Raw genomic sequence first — 18834 nt, 5'->3', positions numbered from 1 at the left:
TTCCTAGTAAACAACGCTACCTCAATCGATTGGATTGAGGTAGCAACAATACTATTTCATTATTTTCTGTAATTCCAGATTTAATTTCAAAACGTTCACACGATCCTCTCCAAATAATCCTAGTGCAGCACCTTCTGTTTGAGACTTAATCATTTGATTTATTTTTTCTTTCGGAATATTCGTTAATTTCGAGATGCGATCAACTTGTACGTAAGCTGCCTTTGGACTAATATCAGGATCTAATCCAGAACCTGAATTCGTCACTAAATCCATCGGTACTTCCGTAACTGAAACAGTCGGATTTTTATCCTTCCAATTTGCTACACTTTCTTCTACACGTTTTACTAAATCAGGATTAGATGGTGCATAGTTATTTGATCCTGACGCTTCTGCTTTATATTCTATACTAGAGACGCGTCCATGAAAATAACGTGGGTCTGTAAAGTTTTGACCGATTAACTTTGAGCCAATCACTTCATTTTTTTCATTATATATAAGACTTCCATCCGCATTATCCTTCATCACTGCTTGCGCAATTCCAGTTACAAGCAGCGGGTATAAAAGCCCACAAAGAACAAGAAATGTAAAGGTAACACGAATGACCGGTGAAAGTATATTTTGTTTTTTAGCCATTTTCTTTTCCCCTCTTCCTTATATGAACAATCCTACAATTAGATCAATTACCTTAATCCCAATGAAAGGAACAATGACTCCTCCAAGTCCGTAAATTAATAAGTTGCGACCAAGCAATGCATTGGAACTCATCGGTTTATACGCAATCCCCTTCATTGCTAATGGAATGAGTAATGGAATGATAATCGCATTAAATATTAATGCTGATAAAATAGCTGAAAGTGGCGAAGTTAATTTCATTATGTTCAGTGCTTCCATTTGCGGAATTGCTAATGTAAACATCGCTGGAATAATCGCAAAGTATTTTGCTATATCATTCGCGATACTGAACGTTGTTAATGCACCACGCGTCATTAGCAGCTGTTTACCAATACCTACAACCTCAATAATTTTTGTTGGATTGGAATCTAGATCAATCATATTAGCCGCTTCTTTCGCAGCTGTTGTTCCACTATTCATCGCTAATCCAACATCCGCTTGCGCTAACGCTGGTGCGTCATTCGTACCATCGCCAGTCATTGCCACAAGTTTTCCTTTATCTTGTTCTGTTTTAATAACTGCAATTTTATCTTCTGGCTTACATTCTGCAACAAATTCATCTACACCTGCTTCTTTCGCAATTGTTGCTGCTGTTAATGGGTTATCACCTGTACACATGACCGTTTTGATTCCCATTTGGCGAAGTTGTTCAAAACGTTCGCGCATACCAGGTTTTACAGTATCCTTTAAATAGATTAAGCCATAAATACGATCATCCACTGCAACTACAAGTGGTGTCCCACCTTCTTTTGAAATTAAATCTGCCTTTTGATTCACATCTTTTGGAATCGTACCACCTTGCRCTTGTACCCACTCAATAACAGCACCAACTGCACCTTTTCTTACTTTTGTACCATCAAGTAAGTCTACACCACTCATTCTTGTTTCTGCTTTAAACGGAACAAACTCTCCTTGCTCAGCAAGCTCACTGTTATATGATAAAGCTTTTGATTTTACATATTCAATTACAGAACGACCTTCTGGTGTTTCATCTAAAACTGATCCTAATGCAGCCCATTTTGCTAATTGTTCAATTGTTTCGTTTCCTACAGGAAGTAATGTATGTGCCATCCGGTTTCCAAAAGTAATAGTACCYGTTTTATCTAAAATAATTGTATTAATATCACCCGCAGCCTCTACAGCTTTACCTGACATTGCTAATACATTAAATTTCGTAACACGGTCCATTCCGGCAATCCCAATCGCGGATAATAATCCTCCAATTGTTGTTGGAATTAAGCAAACAAGAAGTGCAACAAGTACGGCTGTATCAATCTTAAACCCTAAATAATTTGTGAAAATTGGTAGTGTTACAACTACAATTAAGAAAATAAGAGTTAAACTTGTCAGTACTGTATTCAAAGCTATCTCATTCGGTGTTTTTTGACGAGCAGCCCCTTCTACTAAAGAGATCATTTTATCTATAAATGACTCACCTGGATTGCTTGTAATCGAAATTGTAATCTCATCACTAACAACCATTGTACCGCCTGTTACCGAACAAAAATCACCACCTGCTTCTTTAATAACAGGAGCAGATTCACCTGTTATTGCTGATTCATCCACCGATGCCAAACCTTTAATGACTTCACCATCACTTGGAATCATTTCCCCTTGCTTTACAATTACAATGTCACCTTTTCTCAGCTCAGTCGCTGAAACTTGAACGATTTTCCCATTCTCTTTTATGACATTTGCAAATACATCTTTCTTCGATTGTTTCAAAGAATCTGCTTGCGCTTTCCCACGCCCTTCAGCTAATGCTTCTGCAAAATTCGCAAATAACACTGTAAATAATAGAATGAGAGAAACTGTTATATTAAACCAACCTGGTATACTACTAGATTCATTGGGAAGGAATGATAAAATCAAAGTAATAATAAATCCAATTTCCACTACGAACATAATTGGGTTTTTCACCATTACTTTCGGATTCAGCTTCGCAACTGATTGTTTCATTGCATGTGTAACAATATCACGATCCATCGTTTTCGCTTGTCTAACCTCATCTTCTACAACATGTACCCGTGATTGATTCGCTTGTTTTTCTTTTACCACTACAGGTCTCATCATTTACCCTCCATTACTTCAATGTAAGAAATTCTGCAATTGGGCCTAATACTAACATTGGGAAGAATGTTAACGCACCGACAATTACAATTGTCCCAATGAAAATTCCACCAAATAAACTATTATCTGTTCGGAATGTTCCGACTGTTTCTGGTACTACCGTCTTCTCTTTCAATGAAGCTGCAACAGCTAACATCGTAATTAAACTGAAATAACGTCCTAAAAACATAACTAAACCAGTTGTAATATTCCAAAATGGTGTATTATCTCCTAATCCCTCAAATCCAGATCCATTGTTGGCAGCAGAAGATGTATACTCATATACAACTTGCGTTAAACCATGAAAACCTGAATGAGAAATCGCATCCGTCCCTAAATGAGTTGAAAGGGCCAATGCTGAAAATCCTAAAATAAGCAATGGATGAAATAATATTGTTACCGCAATTAATTTCATTTCTTTTCCTTCAATTTTCTTACCTAAAAATTCTGGTGTCCGTCCAACCATCAATCCAGATATAAAGACTGCAATAATTGCGTACATAATGATATTGACAAAACCTGCTCCAACACCACCAAACACTGTATTTAACATCATGTTTACAAGTGGTACCAATCCACCAATCGGTGTTAACGTATCATGCATTGTATCAACTGCACCTGTTTCGGCTGCTGTTGTTACTGTCGCATACAGTGAAGAAAAGACTGTTCCAAATCGTACTTCTTTTCCTTCTGTACTGCCTTGCACATGTTCCATACCCATTTGATTTAATACTGGATTCCCATGTAATTCAGATGAAACAATCGTTACAAACCCAATTAAAAACACCATAAATAGGGAAACGAAAAGGATACGTCCTTGTTTCTTATTGCCAACCATTCGTCCATACGTAAACGGTAAAGCTGTTGGCAGTAACATCATGAGCATCATTTGTAAGATGTTAGTGATTTGTCCTGGATTCTCAAATGGATGTGTGGAGTTTGCTCCGAAGAATCCGCCACCATTGTTACCAAGTTCCTTAATTGAAACAAATGAAGCTACAGGACCACGCAAAATACTTTGTTTCACACCTTCAATTGTTTGTGCTGTAACTGCTCCGTCTAAAGTTTGCGGTACACCAAGCGCAACAAAAATAAGTGCTGCAACAAATGCAATGGGAAGAAAGACCCTTGTTAAAGCTCGAGTAAAATCAACGAAAAAGTTCCCCAGTTCCTTGCCTGCTAATCCTCTTATAAAAGCCATAACAAGTGCTAATGTCGTTGCCGGTGCAGCAAACATTAAAAATGTGATCCCAATTAATTGTGATAAATAAGATAATCCGTTTTCGCCGCTATAATGCTGTAAGTTTGTATCCGCCATAAAGCTGATTGCTGTATTAAAAGCAAGCGTTGGCTCCATCCCTTCAATATGAGCTGGATTTAATGGAAGCACGCCTTGTAAGCGAAAGATGAAGTATACAACAACGATCATAAAACCATTGAGTGCAACTAATGATAGTGCATACTGTTTCCAAGTTTGATTGTACGACTTAACACCCGCAATTTTGAAAATAAGCTTTTCAAAAGGGCCAAATACTTTATCTAATTTTCTACTACCTTGAAAAGCTTTCTCTAAATAAATCCCCGTTGGCTTTGCAACAAGAATAAACAATAACATTGTGATGACAACTGCAACCCAAATCATAATGAATGATTCCCCCTAATTAAAACTTTTCTGGATTTAATAACGCATAAACTAAATACACAGTAATCGCTGCAACAATAACCGATAAGGCAATCATCATGATTGCTTCCCTTCTTTCACAACTTTATCTGACCAGCTCGCTAGCCCTATCATAGATGCTACCAATACAACACAGATTCCGATCATCACAACATCAAGCATTATAATCCCTCACTTTAAAATGTTAAATTTTACCATCTACCCATCAAAAAAAGAACACTGAGGCTCTACTCAGTGTTCAAAAATGAACAACACAAAAGTAAACCTCCTCTCCAAACGCTTACGAGGTTAGCTGTCGGATTCGGGCCTAAAGAATATACTCCTCTATATTTAACTTGTAAAGAGTAAAATTACCTAAAATAAGAAAATATTTCATCATTTAAACGCTTACATTGGTTAAGATTAATATTTTATCATCTGTTTCCTTGTCTTTTCTTTCTTTTTCATTGAAATCAACTTTTAATATAAAATAAAAAAGAGCGAATTATGTTAAGTACTTCTTTTAGCACTTAACACTCGCTCTCTTCCTCATACTAATTTTATCCCGCTATTTGCGGGCAGTAAGCCCCCCACAGAAACGAAGAAGTTTCACTTTATTCTCTACGCAAAAATGAACGTAAATTTCTCCCGCGAACAAAGACTTGTGTCAGCTCCACATGCATTTTTTCATACTCAATGATATCCGTTTCTAAATATAAACTATCTTCTGACGGCAATATCATATACGGCTTTGGAAACATAGGATCCATTGCTAATTCTTGAACTCGCTCTACTGATACTGCCCAACGATTCGCTATATCCTCGCGTAATAACACCTTCATCATCACTTCCCCCGCCCTATTCAAAAAATAAAAAAGAAATGTTATCACAATTTGTAAACACTACAAATGTAGCTCCAATTGTTTGATAGAGCCTTACTGGATATCTTTTATTTCTTGTGACAACTGTAATAGGTGCTTGAAAAGAAAATCGAATACGCTCGGTAAAAAAGCTAACTGTTGGAAGCTCATCTCCTAGCAGGATTACTTTTTTAATCCTCTTGCCAATATTAGTTACATTCTGCTCACCATTGCAACAATAAGTTGATTCAAATCCACACGCTCGCACTTCAGCCGCTACATGTTCAGTTGCGGTAAAAATAATCATATCTTGTTGAAAAGGCACTAATTCTCGTAAACTGTTTACTTTTTCCTCTTCCCCTACACAAATGAGCGTTACCTCTTTTTCCCCATCCATGTACATCATCCTCCTTAGCATAAAAGAATTCAAATATAGATTGATATTCTCCTATACTAATCAGACCGATGAAGTGATGTATCCATCCATGCACCATCCTCTCTCAAGACGCTTACGAAGTTAGCTGTCGGATTCGGACTTTGAGAGTAGCCCTACTTTCATCATGAAAGATTCACCCCTAGTGACCATGCACAATTTGGTTCCTCCGCTCCAAATGAATCGGACTCAGCGTTACAAAAACAGATTCTGGCTGATATAATACTCCTAAATATGGAAAAAGTAAACAATAAAAAAAGCCAGTTATAAAACTGACTTCCCCATCAAGACTTGAATATTTACGCACGAGTTTCTTGACGTTTACCCCGCATTAATAGGCAGTAAGATCCCCATCTCAAAATGCAGCGAAAGCAAAAACTACTAGATGGGGGACCAACTTCCTGTAAAAGCCCGATTGGTTCAACTAATAATCAATGGGGGATGAAACTCCCCACTGATTAAAGTTTCACTTTATATGCAAAATGATTCGTTGGGCCATGACCACTTCCAATATTCAATTGCTGTTCAATTGCTATGCTAATAAACTTTTTCGCTTCTCGAACCGCTTCTTCGATTGGATACCCATTTGCAAGTCCTGCCGTTACAGCAGACGCAAATGTACAACCACTACCATGCGTTTGTTTGGAGTCTATTCGTTCACTTTTATACTCAATAAATTGTTCACCATCAAATAAGAAATCAATAACTTCATTTCCTTGATAAGCGGCATGTCCACCTTTCATAAGAACGTACTTAGCTCCTAATCTATGCAATTCCTTCGCAGCTTCTTTACTATCTTGGATGTTATGAATCTCCATCCCTGTTAATACTTCTGCTTCCGGTACATTCGGAGTCACAACTGTTGCAATTGGCAATAAATGTTCTTTCAATGCTTGCACTGCTTCTTGCTGTAATAACGATGCACCACCTTTTGCAATCATAACAGGATCTAGTACAATATTATTCCAGCCAAACTTTTTAATATTTTCTGCAACGACCTTAATAATTTCACTACTAAATAGCATGCCGAGCTTAACAGCATCTGGTGTTAAATCAGCACCAATTGAATTTAATTGCTCCTGAATCCCTTCAAGGGTAACAGGATATACTCCTTGCACACCAAGTGTGTTTTGAGCTGTAATAGCTGTAATAGCTGTCATTCCATATACACCAAGCTCTTGAAATGTTTTTAAATCTGCTTGAATACCTGCACCACCGCCGCTATCTGATCCAGCAATTGTTAAAGCTTTATTCACTTTCATCTCACTCATCCTTTTCTATCCAAAATAGCGATGATAAATCGTTTTTGCTTCTACTATATCTTTTGTTCCATGCACAAGTACGCGTCCATCTTGAAAGGCAACTAGTCGCTTCCCTTCAACTGAAAATGATAATAAATAGGGATTTACCATTAAATCTGCTACGCGATCGCGCAGCAGCTCTTTATATCGTTTAAAATCTAATTGTTCTTTATAAGGAGGTCTGATTTGAACTGTATTTCTTCCGCATAAAACTGCAGTTTTCGATGTATTCTCTTTACTTAAATATGGGTAGAGTGCTTCCCCACCACATGATGGACAATTCGGCTTTCGAAGCTTTTGCACATTCATACATGAATATTCGTTTTTCCATACATCAAACGACACAAGTCCATCACGAAGTGCTTCATAATCCTCTACTAAAATTTTAATCGTTTCCGTTACTTGATAAGAAACAACGAGAGATACAGCAGGTGAAATAATACCTGCTGTATCACATGTTGCTCCGCCAAGCGGAATAGATTGTAATAAACAAGATAAACATGGCGTTTTTCCTGGTAAAATCGTATAAGAAAGGCCGTAACTTCCTACACACGCCCCATAAACCCACGGAATTGAATTTTTTTGTGATATATCATTTACGATAAAACGTGTTTCAAAATTATCAGTCGCATCAATTATTACATCGACATTTGTAACAAGCTGTTCTAATTCCTCTGCTGTCACATCTTGAACATATGCTTCTACAATTACATTGCTATTAATCGCTTGCAAACGTCTTTGTGCTGCTACAGCCTTCGGAAGATTACTTTCTACATCCTCCTCACAATATAGCTGCTGACGTTGTAAATTGCTCCAATCAATATAATCGCGATCCACAATCGTTACATGGCCGACGCCAGCTCTTACAAGCATCTCTGCATTCGCGCTACCAAGTGCCCCAGCACCAATGATTAACACATGCTTTCCGCCTATTCTTTGCTGCCCTTTTTCACCAATTGGAGAAAATAACTCTTGGCGAGAATATCGATTATTCAACTACGCTCATTCCTTCTAACGGGCTACTTGCTGTCGCGCAACGCTTACGTGCAATACGTCCTGCTTCAAATCCTAAACGTCCTGCATGAATACCTAATTTCATTGCTTCTGCCATTTTAATAGGATCCTTCGCTCCAGATACAGCTGTATTTAATAGCACACCATCCGCTCCTAATTCCATCGCAAATGCTGCATCAGCTGGACTACCAACACCTGCATCCACAATTACCGGTACTTTTGCTTGTTCAATAATAAAGCTTAAGCTTAATGGATTTACAATTCCAAGTCCTGAGCCAATTGGTGATGCACCAGGCATAATCGCATGAACACCAAGTTCCTGTAATTTACGTGCTAATACAACATCATCAGATGTATAAGGAAGAACAATAAATCCTTCTTCTAACAACATTTCAGAGGCTTTTAAAGTCTCCACTGGATCAGGTAATAACGTTCTGTCATCACCAATAACCTCTACTTTTACCATGTCACAAAGCCCTGAAGCTTTTGCTAATTTCGCAATACGAACTGCTTCTTCAGCATTTTTTGCCCCTGCTGTGTTTGGGAGTAATATATATTTTTTTACATCAATTTTTTCTAATAAATTGGGTTGGTCTGCATCAAATATATCCATACGACGTACTGCAAATGTTAAAATTTCTGCCTCTGATACTTCAATTGCTTTTCTTTGTACATCAAAATCAGAAAATTTCCCTGTTCCTAATAAAAGTCTAGAATGAAATGTAAATGGTCCAATGTTTAACATAATCAACCGCCTCCTACGAAAGTTACAATCTCAATTTGGTCTCCATCAAAAACAGATGTATCTCGATGGTCTTCTTTTTGCAAAATATCTTGGTTACATTCCACCACAACAATTTTTGTATCCAATCCTAAATGTGTAAGCAATTCTGCTACTGTCTTAACACTCCCAGGTACCTCTACTTTCTTACCATTAATTTTCAAATTCAAACTTCCATCCCCTTTCTATATAAACCTTTCTTGTTAGGTGGGAGAGAGCATCCGAACATGCATAGAAGCGGTCAGATCCTTTTCCTGCCCCATGCCAAGTAAAAACAAAGAAAAAAAAACGAGTGTAGTTCAGCCTTTATTCTTTGTCACATTGACTTACATGTTAAAAAATCAAAATACATTTATATAAAGTGAAACCTTAATCAACATGTGTTCTTTTTATCCTCCATCAATCAGGCGCTTACTGCCAGTTAATGCAGGATAAGTTGATTTAGAAACCAATGAATCTAGCAAATAATTCCCTTGCTTTCCTTCTATTAAATTTGCCATATATTGACCAGAAACGGGACTTAATAAAATACCGTTTCTGTAATGACCGGTACAAGCATATAATCCTTTTATTTCCTCATGTGCCCCCATATAAGGAACCTCGTGATTAGATTGCGGGCGTAATCCCGCCCACGTACTTTCCCATTCAGCTTCTTTCAAAGCCGGCAAGATTGTATAAGCACGTTCTAATATCGAAGTAATACTTTCTGGTTGTACAGACTTATTAAACGTATGAGGCTTCATCGTTGCTCCAATTACATAGCGTCCACCACGTTTTGGCGCGATATAAAACCGCTCTTGGAAAATAGGAGATTGCAGCAATGGTTTACGGCTCTTTACGGCAACAACTTCTCCTTTTACAGGATATGTACCCCACTCACTATGAAAATGATGAAGTAGTTTTGTACTCCACGAACCACCAGCAATTACTACCTTTTCACATGTAATCATACCTTCATTCGTAACAATTCCTACTACTCGGTTGTTTTCTATTTTGATATCAAATACTTCTGTTTGTTCATATATATCAGCACCAGAAATGGCCGCAGAGTGTGCAAATGCCTTTGTAAGTTCCGGTGCAATAACATGACCATCTTTTGGATAATATACAGCCCCAATGATCGATGAAGAGAGGAATGGCTCTTTTTTATAAAGCTCATCTCCTGTCAGAAAATATGATTCTTCACCTGTTTTCTGTTGCCAGTCCATAATATCTAGTATTCTTGTCTTCTCATCTTCATTTTGAGCTATACGATATATGCCTTTCTCTTCATATCCAATATCAATACCCGTTTTTTCACGTAAAGCTACTGCAAGTTGTGGAAATATTGTACGGCTTTCTCTAGCAAGCTCAAATAGTGGATCGTACGCATCCCACTCCGCCTGTACACCAAGTAAACCTGCCGCTGCTTTAGAAGCTTCAGACGCAATCCTTTGTTTCTCAACAATTGCAACTTGGTATCCTCTTTCCGCTAGAAAATGTGCAACTGAACTCCCAATCACACCGCCGCCAATAATGGCTACATCATACTTCTTACTCATGATTTTTCGCCCACTTTCTTATTTTCTCCTTGTACAACCTTGCCTGCTCATACGGATTACTATCACTTACAATCCCAGACATAACAGCAATACCACTCACGCCAGCTCCAAGAACCTCTCCTATATTTTTAGGTGTTATCCCTCCAATAGCTGTAATCGGTATCGTTAACCGCCTTGCTATATCTGAAATCTCTTCCAACCCTCTTGCCGGAACATCTTTCTTACAACTCGTTGAAAATACATGACCATAAACAAGTGAATCTGCTCCATTTTTGAACGCTACTATCGCTTCCTCTAAAGAATGCACAGAATAACCAACATGCAAATAAGAAAACTTTTCCTTTACAGACCTGACATCAGCACTTCGATATCCCAATTGTACGCGAGGAATATTTAATAGAATTGCAATATCGATTCGATCATTAATCACAAGCTTAGATGCCGGAAAGCCTCCTTTTAGGAGACCTTCCACACCTTCATATAACTCTTTCGTACTTTTCTCTCGCTCACGAATATGCAAATAATCAATCTCACTCTCAATTTGCATCGCTACATTCGCTAACTCTTCGAATGCCATCTGGCCATTTGAGATAACGTGGAGCTCATCTTTCATATTCACTCGCCTACTTTAAAATATTTTCGAATAATTCATTGGCAGGAACAATCTCTTTTGTCATGCCTTTTTCTTTCAACCATTTATTTTGTTTTTCCCATGACTCTTTCGTATCTGATAAAAATGGCTCATCTTTCGTTTCCATTTTCTCTAACAAAATTTTCATACTTTCTTTTTCAACTTCTGGAACAAGTGGGAAATTTTCCTTTTCTTGATGATTTAATAAAATACCCAGTGCTTCGTCCGGATTCTTTTTCATAAATTCATATCCTTTTTTCGCACCTCGTAAAAAGGCTTGCAACGCTTCTTTATCTTTTTTCAACGTTTTATCACCTGTTACAAAAACAAGTTCATGATAATTTGGTACACCATAGTCAGCTGGGTTGAAGTACGCTGGTTCATGGCCTTCATGACGCATAACAGGAACTTCATGGTTAATATAAGCACCTGTGACAGCATCTACTTTTTTCGTAATTAACGCTGGTACTAAATCAAATCCAACATCTACTACTTTTACAGTATCCGGATTGCCACCAGCTTCTTTTACCATCGTTTTTAAATACGCTTCACTTAAAGGTGTTCCAGAATAACCAACTGTCTTTCCTTCTAAATCTTTTGGTGAATTGATTCCCTCTGATTTTAATGATACGACGTGATTTAATGGTGAACGGACCACAGCTCCGATTGATTTCACTGGAATTTGTTCATTTGCTTTTGCAATGACAACATCTGGCTGATAATATAAACCAACTGTTACTTTCCCCGCTGCTGCCAACGTTAATGGATCGGTTGGATTAGAAGGGAATTTAATATTTACTTTCACGCCTTCTTCTTTAAAATATCCTTTTTCAATCGCCGCATAGATAAAACTATGGACTGCATTTGGATACCAGTCGAGCATAACTGTTACTTCTTTTTCAGCCTTTTTCTTTTCTGATGATGAATTGCTGGAACACCCTGCAATCATTGCAACTAATAATGTAAACACAAAGATGCGTTTGAATAATTTCATGAATGTTTCCTCCAACTAATGAATTTCTTTTCTAATATAGAAACAACTAAAACAAATAAAATAGCTAGTAATGATAGAAGCACAATCGGTGCAAACACACCAGCTCCGTCTAACTGTGTCATCATTCGTTTACTAAAGTATCCTAAACCAGCTTGCGCACCAAGCCACTCACCAATTGCTGCTCCAATGACACTAAGCGGAACAGCAATTTTTAAAGCAGAGAAAAAGTACGGAAGTGCAGATGGCAACTTTAACTTTAGAAAAATATCTTTTTTCGTTGCGCCATATGTCACTAAAAGCTCCTCCCATTCCTTTTTCGTGCTGCGCAATCCATCATACGTATTTACCGCAATGGGGAAAAAGGTAATCAAAACTGTCACAACGACTTTGCTCCAAATTGAATAGCCAAACCATAAAACAAATAATGGTGCTAAAGCAGTAATTGGAATCGTTTGTGAAGCAACTAGTAACGGATAAAAAGCTCTTGCTACCCATTTACTCGCATTCATAGACATCGCCAGTCCAACACCAAGTACAATAGAAATAACTACGCCGATTAAGACTACATATAAGGTTGCTGGCAAATGAACTGTAAGTAATATGTCACGCAGTGCCCACATTTTAGCTAGAATTGCAGTAGGAGATGGCAAAATATACATCTCATCTACAATTCTAGCCCCCACTTCCCAAGCTATGAGTAGTATGCCACTTAAAATCAGTGCAGGTAGTAACTCTGTCACACGTTTCATACGAGCACCTGCCTTTGCAGCATACCGAGTAACTCATCTTTTAGCCCTAGTATCTCAGGCCTATGCAAATCTTTTCTTGAGCGCTCCGTTCCAAGTGGTACAACACGCTCCGTTAAAGTTGTTATAGGTTGCTCTGTCACTATTAAAATCTGATTAGAAAGAAAAAGTGCTTCTTCTACATCGTGTGTAATAAATAAAATGGTTTTTTGCCACTGTTTCCATTGCTCAAACAACCATTCTTGCAACGTTGCTTTCGTTAATGCATCTAATGCGCTAAACGGCTCATCTAACAATAAAATGTCCCCGCCTGTTAATAAAGTTCGAATAAAGGACACTCGCTGCCGCATACCACCTGATAAATCTTTCGGATATTTGTTCTCGTATCCTTGTAAACCAAATTGTTCTAACAGCTCTTTTGCCTTTACATGTGCTTCTTTTTTCTTTATCCCCTGGCACTCTAACGGCAATGCCGCATTTTCAATAATCGTTCTCCACGGCAGGAGCATATCTTTTTGTGGCATATACCCTACAGGATGACTCGAGGTTTCTGTAAGTTGAATCGTTCCAGCCGCTACATCTTCTAATCCTGTAATTAAACGAAATAATGTACTTTTGCCACAGCCACTCGGTCCAATGATGCTAACAAACTCTTTTTCTTGTACAGAAGCATCCAGACCCTGTATAATTGGCTTTTCATCATAATGAAAGGAAACATTATGAAACTGTAGTATGCTCTTGCTCCTCAAAGCCCCACATCTCCTTACGATACGCCATATCCCAGAATAAATACTCAAAGCGGCTGGAATATAAGAAAATCTCTTCTAATTTGTCTAACTCTTGTTCAGACTTTCCTTCAGCTAGTTCATTTAATAACTCCATTAGCCAAATGCAAAGGCTTCCATACTCTTCTGAGCTATATCCTTGAATCCACTCACCAAAAAATTCATGATCTCTCGCTCCTGGAATATCATTTAAACGTTTTCCAATCTCCCAGTAGCTCCACATACATGGAAGCAGAGCCGCAATTAACTCTGCAAGCGTACCATTTTGAGATACTGACATCATATAGTTTGTATACGCTAAATTTTTAGCAGATGGTTTTGCCTCTTCCATCTCTTGTACAGAAATACCAAGGCGTTTTGCATACTGTTTATGGATCGTCATTTCTCCATTTAAAATGCCGTCTATTTGTTCTGCAAATTTTGCCATAACTTGCGGATTAGTCGCTTTCACAACCCCAATTGCATAAACCTTCGCATAATCTAGTAAATATAAATAATCTTGTATGATGTAATATTGGAATTTATCTTTTTCTAATGTACCGTCCCCCATCCCAGTTACAAATGGGTGATTATGACTTTTCTCCCAAACCGGCTGCACAGTCTCAAATAACCTCTCACAAAATCTCATTTATATTTCCCCTTCTTTCATATCTATTTATCTAAATAAAAAAGCCACTTCTCTATATAAGAAGTGGCTACAGCAAATAAAAATACATTTATTCGTTGTTCCACTTCCCTACGCTAGCATAATCTAGATCAGGTCTATAAGGGTTAAGGATTATTCCTCTCTCAGCACATAAAGCACCCCTAGTGGTTTTCACTATAAAATTGTCAAATAAAAAAGCCCTGTTTCTTTACGCAAAGAAACAGGGACTGATTGTTAATGTCCGAATCGCTTCCCTACGCTAGCATAATCTAGATCAGGTAATAAAAGGATCAAAGACTCTCGGCCTTACTCTCAGCTGGGAACACCAGCTCTCCTAGCATAATATGAAATTACCATAGTCAGTATAACACTGTCATGGATCATCAGCAACTGTTTTAACTTATTCCAATCCTATTTACGAGCCATGAATCCAATACAAAGTAAGAATTCTTTCCATCAAAGTTCTACCTATATAAAATATGAAAAATAAATATATATATCCATTTTGATTTTCCAACATATAAGTCGCGGCTATGAAGAATAAAAGGTGACCTGTATTCATTTTTTCTTTTTGTTTAACTTGGTACGGGGTAGGAAAAGGATCTAACCGCTTCTATGCATGGCCGGATGCTCTCTCCCGCCTAAAAAGAAAGCTTTTCTGTCAGCTTTTCAATTCGGATTTATATATCTATTCAGAAAATACCAATTATCTTTAATCCATATTATAATGATTATTAATCTATTATTCTTTTAATATATTTCGATTCCATTAAAAAATTGTTATTTTTCTCATTTCGTATTACAGTTATGTGAATAGTGCACAAAATATTATATCTTTATACTATAATAGGGGATGTATTAACACATCTATGGGGGGCTAATATTAGATGAAACAGAAAGCTACAGCTTTAACGGCAACTACTGTCGCAGTCGCATCTCTACTTCCATCCATAACTCAAGTAGATACATGTACTGTAGCAGCTCAAGAATTGCCTACACAAAACACTCAATATATAAAACCGAATCTAAAAATATTATATTCGAATAATAAAATAAAAGCAAGGAATAATGCTAGCTCCGTAAAAAATACAAATATTTCTACATCTACTAAACGGAAAAACAGTTATATTGTAACTGTTGATGATCAAGTTCAGACTAGGGAATTGTTAGGACATATGGGAAATACAAGCCATTCATTTGGGCAGCACCTCCATTTTGAATTACATAATGGTAAATGGAATTTTGAAAAAACAAACGCGGTAAATCCACTGCAGTATTTAGTTCGGTAATATTATATGCCACGTAATATTACCTTAATAATTGAGTATTTGGCTTTTCTCGGTTTAATTTGTTGTTTAGTAATTTACAATACTAACATTGTTTTTTTAAGTATTGTTATCTTATTTGTTACTATCGAATCTTTGATGGAAGCATTCAAAATCCGACTAAAGAAACACATTTCTCATATATATACTGCATTTGTTATTATCGGCGGTTTAATAACAAATATTATTTATAGTGGTTTTCACCTGGCTGCTATATTCCCTGTATTTTTTATAGGGGTACTACTCATTATTTCCCAATATATTCACATTCCTGATCACCGTAAGAAACAACAAGAAGCTTAGAATGGACGTATGTCTACTTCTCATTTACGAATAAATAAAAAAAGAGTCTCACTTTGAAGTGTGAGACTCTTTTTTTATTTATTCATTATATAGAGTGAACAAGGGAAAGCACAAAACTTTTCTTTATCCACACGCATATCGTTCATAAATAAAACTTAAATTATATTTCTTCTCTAAGCCCACTCGTTGTTCCTCATCACACCAGTAAAATAAAATATCATGAATCGTTGCATAACGCTTATTCTTTAGAAATTGTTTAATAAATGACGGTAAACAATCATGTAATTGTATAAATATATAATTCCGCAAAAGTTCTTCCTTATGTTCAATTCCYTTACAAAYATACAKYAAYTCTTCACAATAATATGCATGYTGYGGAACTTGRATCATTTCRAAAAATGGTACATATGATARTAGYTTTCCAATRAAATGCTCATATCGAGTCATAAATTCAAACGACATGTGCTCCATCATTTCTTTCATTACATAAAGATAATCATCCACATGCGTGGTTTTTAACGGATTAAGACGATCAGAAATTTGAGCAATTACAGCCCTTTGACATGCAACAACAGAACGACTCGGTCCATAATATGTTAAAAAATCCGTACACTTACGATATTTTTTTAATAAGTCATATATGTATAAGTCATAAACGTATGTATTGCAGTATATTGCTAAATTCATCATCTCTTGATCTAATTCTTCTTTAGACAATAGTTTTGCCTGTTTGCAAATATAAAAGAATGTAAGTTCCATTACTTCCTTATGAGATAATAGCTTCTCACATTTTTCAATACACTCTGTATTAAATTTAATTCTTTCCCATATCATTACATCATCATTTTCTAATTTACCAATTCGATATTTTACAATTAAGTAGTTCCAAGCCACAACTTGAGTTAAAATATCCCACGTTTCATATTCCATAGATGTATGTACAAATTCATCTAATCTTTGGTTCACCATAAATGTATACGCTTCCTTATACCAACCGATTTTCTGGCATAAACGAACAATACGAATTAAAGTTGGTATTTCATCCTTATGGAACTGTGGCAAGTCCTGCACCTTATTCATTCCATATAAAATAAACGGAGCCAAGTTTTCTTGTTTATAAAATTCTTTTTCTTTCCAGGCTAAAATTGTCCGTTCTTTTCCTTCGCCTTTTGGATGATTTGGTACAAGTAAAGAAAATAAATCCGCAAAATTATTGGGTTCTACATAAACATCTGTAACCAAATTCCAATTTGGATTACTTTGTACATCCCTCATATCATTTCCCCTCCATTTCTATTTATATATAAAATCTTTGATAGATTAGTAGATAAACATAACATTATAAATATTAATATATTCAAAATAAATTATAAAACTTATATTTATTATTATATCATTTTTTAACATAACAAAAATTAGCAATAGGAATTTTTAACCAAAAATTCAAATGAAATTAACATATATCATTCTTCATATATACTTAGTTAAGCATCTTTACACCTTATATACATCTATGCCTAACATTTTGGATACGTTTTAATAACAATATAATTTTGCTTACAGTATTAATAAAGTGAAACTTCCATCAGTAGGCATTTTCTTCATCCACCACTGATGGAAAGTCCTCACCAATCGGGCTTTTACAGGCAGTTATCCCCCACCTATCTTCCTTGCTTCTCTCTAAACCTTGAGGTGGGGGGTCTTACTGCCCGTTAATGCGGAATAAAACGTATCCAATCTTACCTATTCTCTAGCATCTAAATACACTGTATTTTCTACCCTAAAAATAATCTGCATCTACTCGTTATTCTGTATGCTCGGAAATCTCACTTAAAGCAAATCCAGCTTGATCATCAGCTTTCTCTGCTATTGCTAAATCACCTAGCGCTAACATCCCAACAAGCTCGCCATTCTCAACTACAGGTAGTCTTCTGATTTGATGCTGCGCCATTAACTCTGTAGCATTTTCGATAGGGTCATCAGGAGATACGGAAACAATTTCTGTTGTCATGACATTTGTAATTTTATTAGACCCAGGGTGTTTCTCAGCAATTCCACGAACAACTAAATCACGATCTGTGACAAGACCAACCACTTGATTGTTCTCTACAATTGGAATCATCCCAATGGCCTCTTCTTTCATTTTCACAGCAGCTTCATATACATTATCTAGCGGTGTACATTGCACAATATCGGTACTCATAAATTCTCTAACTATTGTCATGTAGCTCTATTCCCTCCTTTTTATACATACTATAGTTTTTCCAAAATCCCTCTATTTATTTCATAATAAATAGAGGGATTTTGGATTGACGATATCGTATATTAGAAAAGAACGTAGCTTCACATTATATTTTTCACAAGAAAAAAAGAGCCAGCAAATTGCTGACTCTTTTGTATGACCCGTACGGGATTCGAACCCGTGTTACCGCCGTGAAAGGGCGGTGTCTTAACCACTTGACCAACGGGCCATGGCTCCGCAGGTAGGACTCGAACCTACGACCGATCGGTTAACAGCCGATAGCTCTACCACTGAGCTACTGCGGAATATGGTGGGCCTAAATGGACTCGAACCATCGACCTCACGCTTATCAGGCGTGCGCTCTAACCAGCTGAGCTATAGGCCCATATTTCTTACAGGGGCAGTAGGAATCGAACCCACACCGGAGGTTTTGGAGACCTCTGTTCTACCTTTAAACTATGCCCCTAAGTGGTGCCGGCTAGAGGACTTGAACCCCCAACCTACTGATTACAAGTCAGTTGCTCTACCAATTGAGCTAAGCCGGCTTGTCAAAAAAAAAAAGATGGCTCGGGACGGAATCGAACCGCCGACACGAGGATTTTCAGTCCTCTGCTCTACCGACTGAGCTACCGAGCCTTTATGTAAATGGCGGTCCCGACCGGGGTCGAACCGGCGATCTCCTGCGTGACAGGCAGGCATGTTAACCACTACACCACGGGACCATTTGGTTGCGGGGACAGGATTTGAACCTGCGACCTTCGGGTTATGAGCCCGACGAGCTACCGAACTGC

At 37.2% G+C, this 18834-nt stretch carries 21 protein-coding genes, 7 tRNA genes and 3 riboswitches; of the genes, 2 read left to right on the top strand and 26 right to left on the bottom strand.

What is annotated here, in order from left to right:
* Positions 1-51: 51 nt before the first annotated feature.
* The 17 genes from kdpC to tenA form a co-directional block, all read right to left on the bottom strand.
* Entirely contained in the window at positions 52-633 is a 582-nt protein-coding gene (gene kdpC, locus AC1DIT_RS15620) for a K(+)-transporting ATPase subunit C (protein WP_016113186.1), read from the bottom strand.
* Positions 634-651: 18 nt separating this feature from the next.
* Complete coding sequence (kdpB, locus tag AC1DIT_RS15615; protein WP_476998275.1) at positions 652-2742, bottom strand: potassium-transporting ATPase subunit KdpB; 2091 nt, start codon at positions 2740-2742, stop codon at positions 652-654.
* Positions 2743-2755: 13 nt separating this feature from the next.
* Positions 2756-4423, bottom strand: a complete 1668-nt coding sequence (gene kdpA, locus AC1DIT_RS15610; RefSeq protein WP_016113184.1) for a potassium-transporting ATPase subunit KdpA — start codon at positions 4421-4423, stop codon at positions 2756-2758.
* Between the two features lie 19 nt (positions 4424-4442).
* A complete protein-coding gene (gene kdpF / locus AC1DIT_RS15605; RefSeq protein WP_000972378.1) occupies positions 4443-4523 on the bottom strand; it encodes a K(+)-transporting ATPase subunit F in 81 nt (26 codons plus the stop codon).
* Complete coding sequence (locus AC1DIT_RS15600) at positions 4520-4624, bottom strand: hypothetical protein (RefSeq protein WP_016113183.1); 105 nt, start codon at positions 4622-4624, stop codon at positions 4520-4522. The genes kdpF and AC1DIT_RS15600 overlap by 4 nt, the downstream gene beginning before the upstream one ends.
* 431 nt (positions 4625-5055) lie before the next feature.
* Complete coding sequence (locus tag AC1DIT_RS15595; RefSeq protein WP_033671008.1) at positions 5056-5283, bottom strand: hypothetical protein; 228 nt, start codon at positions 5281-5283, stop codon at positions 5056-5058.
* Between the two features lie 16 nt (positions 5284-5299).
* Positions 5300-5698 (bottom strand): hypothetical protein, encoded by a 399-nt coding sequence (locus AC1DIT_RS15590; RefSeq protein ID WP_016113181.1) that lies wholly within the window; start codon positions 5696-5698, stop codon positions 5300-5302.
* A 93-nt stretch (positions 5699-5791) separates the two neighbouring features.
* A riboswitch (cyclic di-AMP (ydaO/yuaA leader) is annotated at positions 5792-5939 on the bottom strand.
* A 253-nt stretch (positions 5940-6192) separates the two neighbouring features.
* Positions 6193-7005, bottom strand: coding sequence for a bifunctional hydroxymethylpyrimidine kinase/phosphomethylpyrimidine kinase (gene thiD, locus AC1DIT_RS15585; RefSeq protein ID WP_098116788.1), 813 nt, complete (start codon positions 7003-7005; stop codon positions 6193-6195).
* Positions 7006-7011: 6 nt separating this feature from the next.
* Entirely contained in the window at positions 7012-8031 is a 1020-nt protein-coding gene (locus AC1DIT_RS15580) for a thiazole biosynthesis adenylyltransferase ThiF (protein WP_016113179.1), read from the bottom strand.
* Complete coding sequence (locus AC1DIT_RS15575; protein ID WP_016113178.1) at positions 8024-8794, bottom strand: thiazole synthase; 771 nt, start codon at positions 8792-8794, stop codon at positions 8024-8026. Before AC1DIT_RS15575 ends, AC1DIT_RS15580 begins: the two co-directional genes overlap by 8 nt.
* Before the next feature lie 2 nt (positions 8795-8796).
* Positions 8797-9000, bottom strand: coding sequence for a sulfur carrier protein ThiS (gene thiS / locus AC1DIT_RS15570; protein ID WP_016113177.1), 204 nt, complete (start codon positions 8998-9000; stop codon positions 8797-8799).
* A gap of 219 nt (positions 9001-9219) precedes the next feature.
* On the bottom strand, positions 9220-10371 hold the full coding sequence (thiO, locus tag AC1DIT_RS15565) for a glycine oxidase ThiO (protein WP_016113176.1): 1152 nt from the start codon (positions 10369-10371) through the stop codon (positions 9220-9222).
* On the bottom strand, positions 10364-10984 hold the full coding sequence (gene tenI, locus AC1DIT_RS15560; protein ID WP_016132544.1) for a thiazole tautomerase TenI: 621 nt from the start codon (positions 10982-10984) through the stop codon (positions 10364-10366). The genes thiO and tenI overlap by 8 nt, the downstream gene beginning before the upstream one ends.
* Before the next feature lie 10 nt (positions 10985-10994).
* Positions 10995-11996, bottom strand: coding sequence for an ABC transporter substrate-binding protein (locus AC1DIT_RS15555; protein ID WP_016113174.1), 1002 nt, complete (start codon positions 11994-11996; stop codon positions 10995-10997).
* Entirely contained in the window at positions 11993-12745 is a 753-nt protein-coding gene (locus tag AC1DIT_RS15550; protein WP_016113173.1) for an ABC transporter permease, read from the bottom strand. The genes AC1DIT_RS15555 and AC1DIT_RS15550 overlap by 4 nt, the downstream gene beginning before the upstream one ends.
* Positions 12742-13491: an ABC transporter ATP-binding protein gene (locus tag AC1DIT_RS15545; protein ID WP_016132543.1), complete on the bottom strand. Its 750-nt coding sequence runs from the start codon at positions 13489-13491 to the stop codon at positions 12742-12744. The genes AC1DIT_RS15550 and AC1DIT_RS15545 overlap by 4 nt, the downstream gene beginning before the upstream one ends.
* Positions 13460-14155: a thiaminase II gene (tenA, locus tag AC1DIT_RS15540; RefSeq protein ID WP_016113171.1), complete on the bottom strand. Its 696-nt coding sequence runs from the start codon at positions 14153-14155 to the stop codon at positions 13460-13462. The genes AC1DIT_RS15545 and tenA overlap by 32 nt, the downstream gene beginning before the upstream one ends.
* A gap of 88 nt (positions 14156-14243) precedes the next feature.
* A riboswitch (TPP riboswitch) is annotated at positions 14244-14346 on the bottom strand.
* 61 nt (positions 14347-14407) lie between these two features.
* Positions 14408-14519: riboswitch (TPP riboswitch) on the bottom strand.
* Positions 14520-15060: 541 nt separating this feature from the next.
* Between tenA and AC1DIT_RS15535 the strand changes: the two genes are divergently transcribed.
* Together AC1DIT_RS15535 and AC1DIT_RS15530 are read left to right on the top strand one after the other, a co-directional pair.
* Positions 15061-15462: a M23 family metallopeptidase gene (locus AC1DIT_RS15535; protein WP_016113170.1), complete on the top strand. Its 402-nt coding sequence runs from the start codon at positions 15061-15063 to the stop codon at positions 15460-15462.
* A 6-nt stretch (positions 15463-15468) separates the two neighbouring features.
* Positions 15469-15801: a hypothetical protein gene (locus tag AC1DIT_RS15530; RefSeq protein WP_016113169.1), complete on the top strand. Its 333-nt coding sequence runs from the start codon at positions 15469-15471 to the stop codon at positions 15799-15801.
* A 123-nt stretch (positions 15802-15924) separates the two neighbouring features.
* Here AC1DIT_RS15530 and AC1DIT_RS15525 read toward each other — a convergent pair whose 3' ends face one another.
* From AC1DIT_RS15525 to AC1DIT_RS15485, 9 genes are all read right to left on the bottom strand, one after another.
* Complete coding sequence (locus AC1DIT_RS15525; RefSeq protein ID WP_476998274.1) at positions 15925-17076, bottom strand: DUF3965 domain-containing protein; 1152 nt, start codon at positions 17074-17076, stop codon at positions 15925-15927.
* A gap of 529 nt (positions 17077-17605) precedes the next feature.
* Positions 17606-18025 (bottom strand): CBS domain-containing protein, encoded by a 420-nt coding sequence (locus AC1DIT_RS15520; RefSeq protein WP_016113167.1) that lies wholly within the window; start codon positions 18023-18025, stop codon positions 17606-17608.
* 175 nt (positions 18026-18200) lie between these two features.
* Positions 18201-18272 (bottom strand) — tRNA-Glu (locus AC1DIT_RS15515).
* 1 nt (position 18273) lies between these two features.
* Positions 18274-18348 (bottom strand) — tRNA-Asn (locus tag AC1DIT_RS15510).
* Between the two features lie 3 nt (positions 18349-18351).
* A tRNA-Ile gene (locus AC1DIT_RS15505) sits at positions 18352-18428 on the bottom strand.
* 10 nt (positions 18429-18438) lie between these two features.
* A tRNA-Trp gene (locus AC1DIT_RS15500) sits at positions 18439-18509 on the bottom strand.
* Positions 18510-18512: 3 nt separating this feature from the next.
* A tRNA-Thr gene (locus AC1DIT_RS15495) sits at positions 18513-18588 on the bottom strand.
* An 18-nt stretch (positions 18589-18606) separates the two neighbouring features.
* A tRNA-Phe gene (locus AC1DIT_RS15490) sits at positions 18607-18679 on the bottom strand.
* Positions 18680-18689: 10 nt separating this feature from the next.
* Positions 18690-18765 (bottom strand) — tRNA-Asp (locus tag AC1DIT_RS15485).
* Between the last annotated feature and the right edge of the window lie 69 nt (positions 18766-18834).

It is taken from the genome of Bacillus sp. 05T22, assembly GCF_056396765.1.
Note: the sequence above shows the minus strand (reverse complement) of the source record. Positions and strands in the feature narration are given on the sequence as shown.

Bases quoted from the DNA above. Each gene is read 5' to 3' on its own strand.
- AC1DIT_RS15595 (WP_033671008.1), bottom strand. From the start codon at position 5,283: ATGAAGGTGTTATTACGCGAGGATATAGCGAATCGTTGGGCAGTATCA.
- kdpC (WP_016113186.1), bottom strand. From the start codon at position 633: ATGGCTAAAAAACAAAATATACTTTCACCGGTCATTCGTGTTACCTTT.
- kdpA (WP_016113184.1), bottom strand. From the start codon at position 4,423: ATGATTTGGGTTGCAGTTGTCATCACAATGTTATTGTTTATTCTTGTT.
- AC1DIT_RS15550 (WP_016113173.1), bottom strand. From the start codon at position 12,745: ATGAAACGTGTGACAGAGTTACTACCTGCACTGATTTTAAGTGGCATA.
- tenA (WP_016113171.1), bottom strand. From the start codon at position 14,155: ATGAGATTTTGTGAGAGGTTATTTGAGACTGTGCAGCCGGTTTGGGAG.
- AC1DIT_RS15530 (WP_016113169.1), top strand. From the start codon at position 15,469: ATGCCACGTAATATTACCTTAATAATTGAGTATTTGGCTTTTCTCGGT.
- AC1DIT_RS15520 (WP_016113167.1), bottom strand. From the start codon at position 18,025: ATGACAATAGTTAGAGAATTTATGAGTACCGATATTGTGCAATGTACA.
- kdpF (WP_000972378.1), bottom strand. From the start codon at position 4,523: ATGATGATTGCCTTATCGGTTATTGTTGCAGCGATTACTGTGTATTTA.
- thiO (WP_016113176.1), bottom strand. From the start codon at position 10,371: ATGAGTAAGAAGTATGATGTAGCCATTATTGGCGGCGGTGTGATTGGG.
- AC1DIT_RS15555 (WP_016113174.1), bottom strand. From the start codon at position 11,996: ATGAAATTATTCAAACGCATCTTTGTGTTTACATTATTAGTTGCAATG.
- AC1DIT_RS15575 (WP_016113178.1), bottom strand. From the start codon at position 8,794: ATGTTAAACATTGGACCATTTACATTTCATTCTAGACTTTTATTAGGA.
- tenI (WP_016132544.1), bottom strand. From the start codon at position 10,984: ATGAAAGATGAGCTCCACGTTATCTCAAATGGCCAGATGGCATTCGAA.
- AC1DIT_RS15535 (WP_016113170.1), top strand. From the start codon at position 15,061: ATGAAACAGAAAGCTACAGCTTTAACGGCAACTACTGTCGCAGTCGCA.
- thiD (WP_098116788.1), bottom strand. From the start codon at position 7,005: ATGAGTGAGATGAAAGTGAATAAAGCTTTAACAATTGCTGGATCAGAT.
- AC1DIT_RS15600 (WP_016113183.1), bottom strand. From the start codon at position 4,624: ATGCTTGATGTTGTGATGATCGGAATCTGTGTTGTATTGGTAGCATCT.
- AC1DIT_RS15590 (WP_016113181.1), bottom strand. From the start codon at position 5,698: ATGGATGGGGAAAAAGAGGTAACGCTCATTTGTGTAGGGGAAGAGGAA.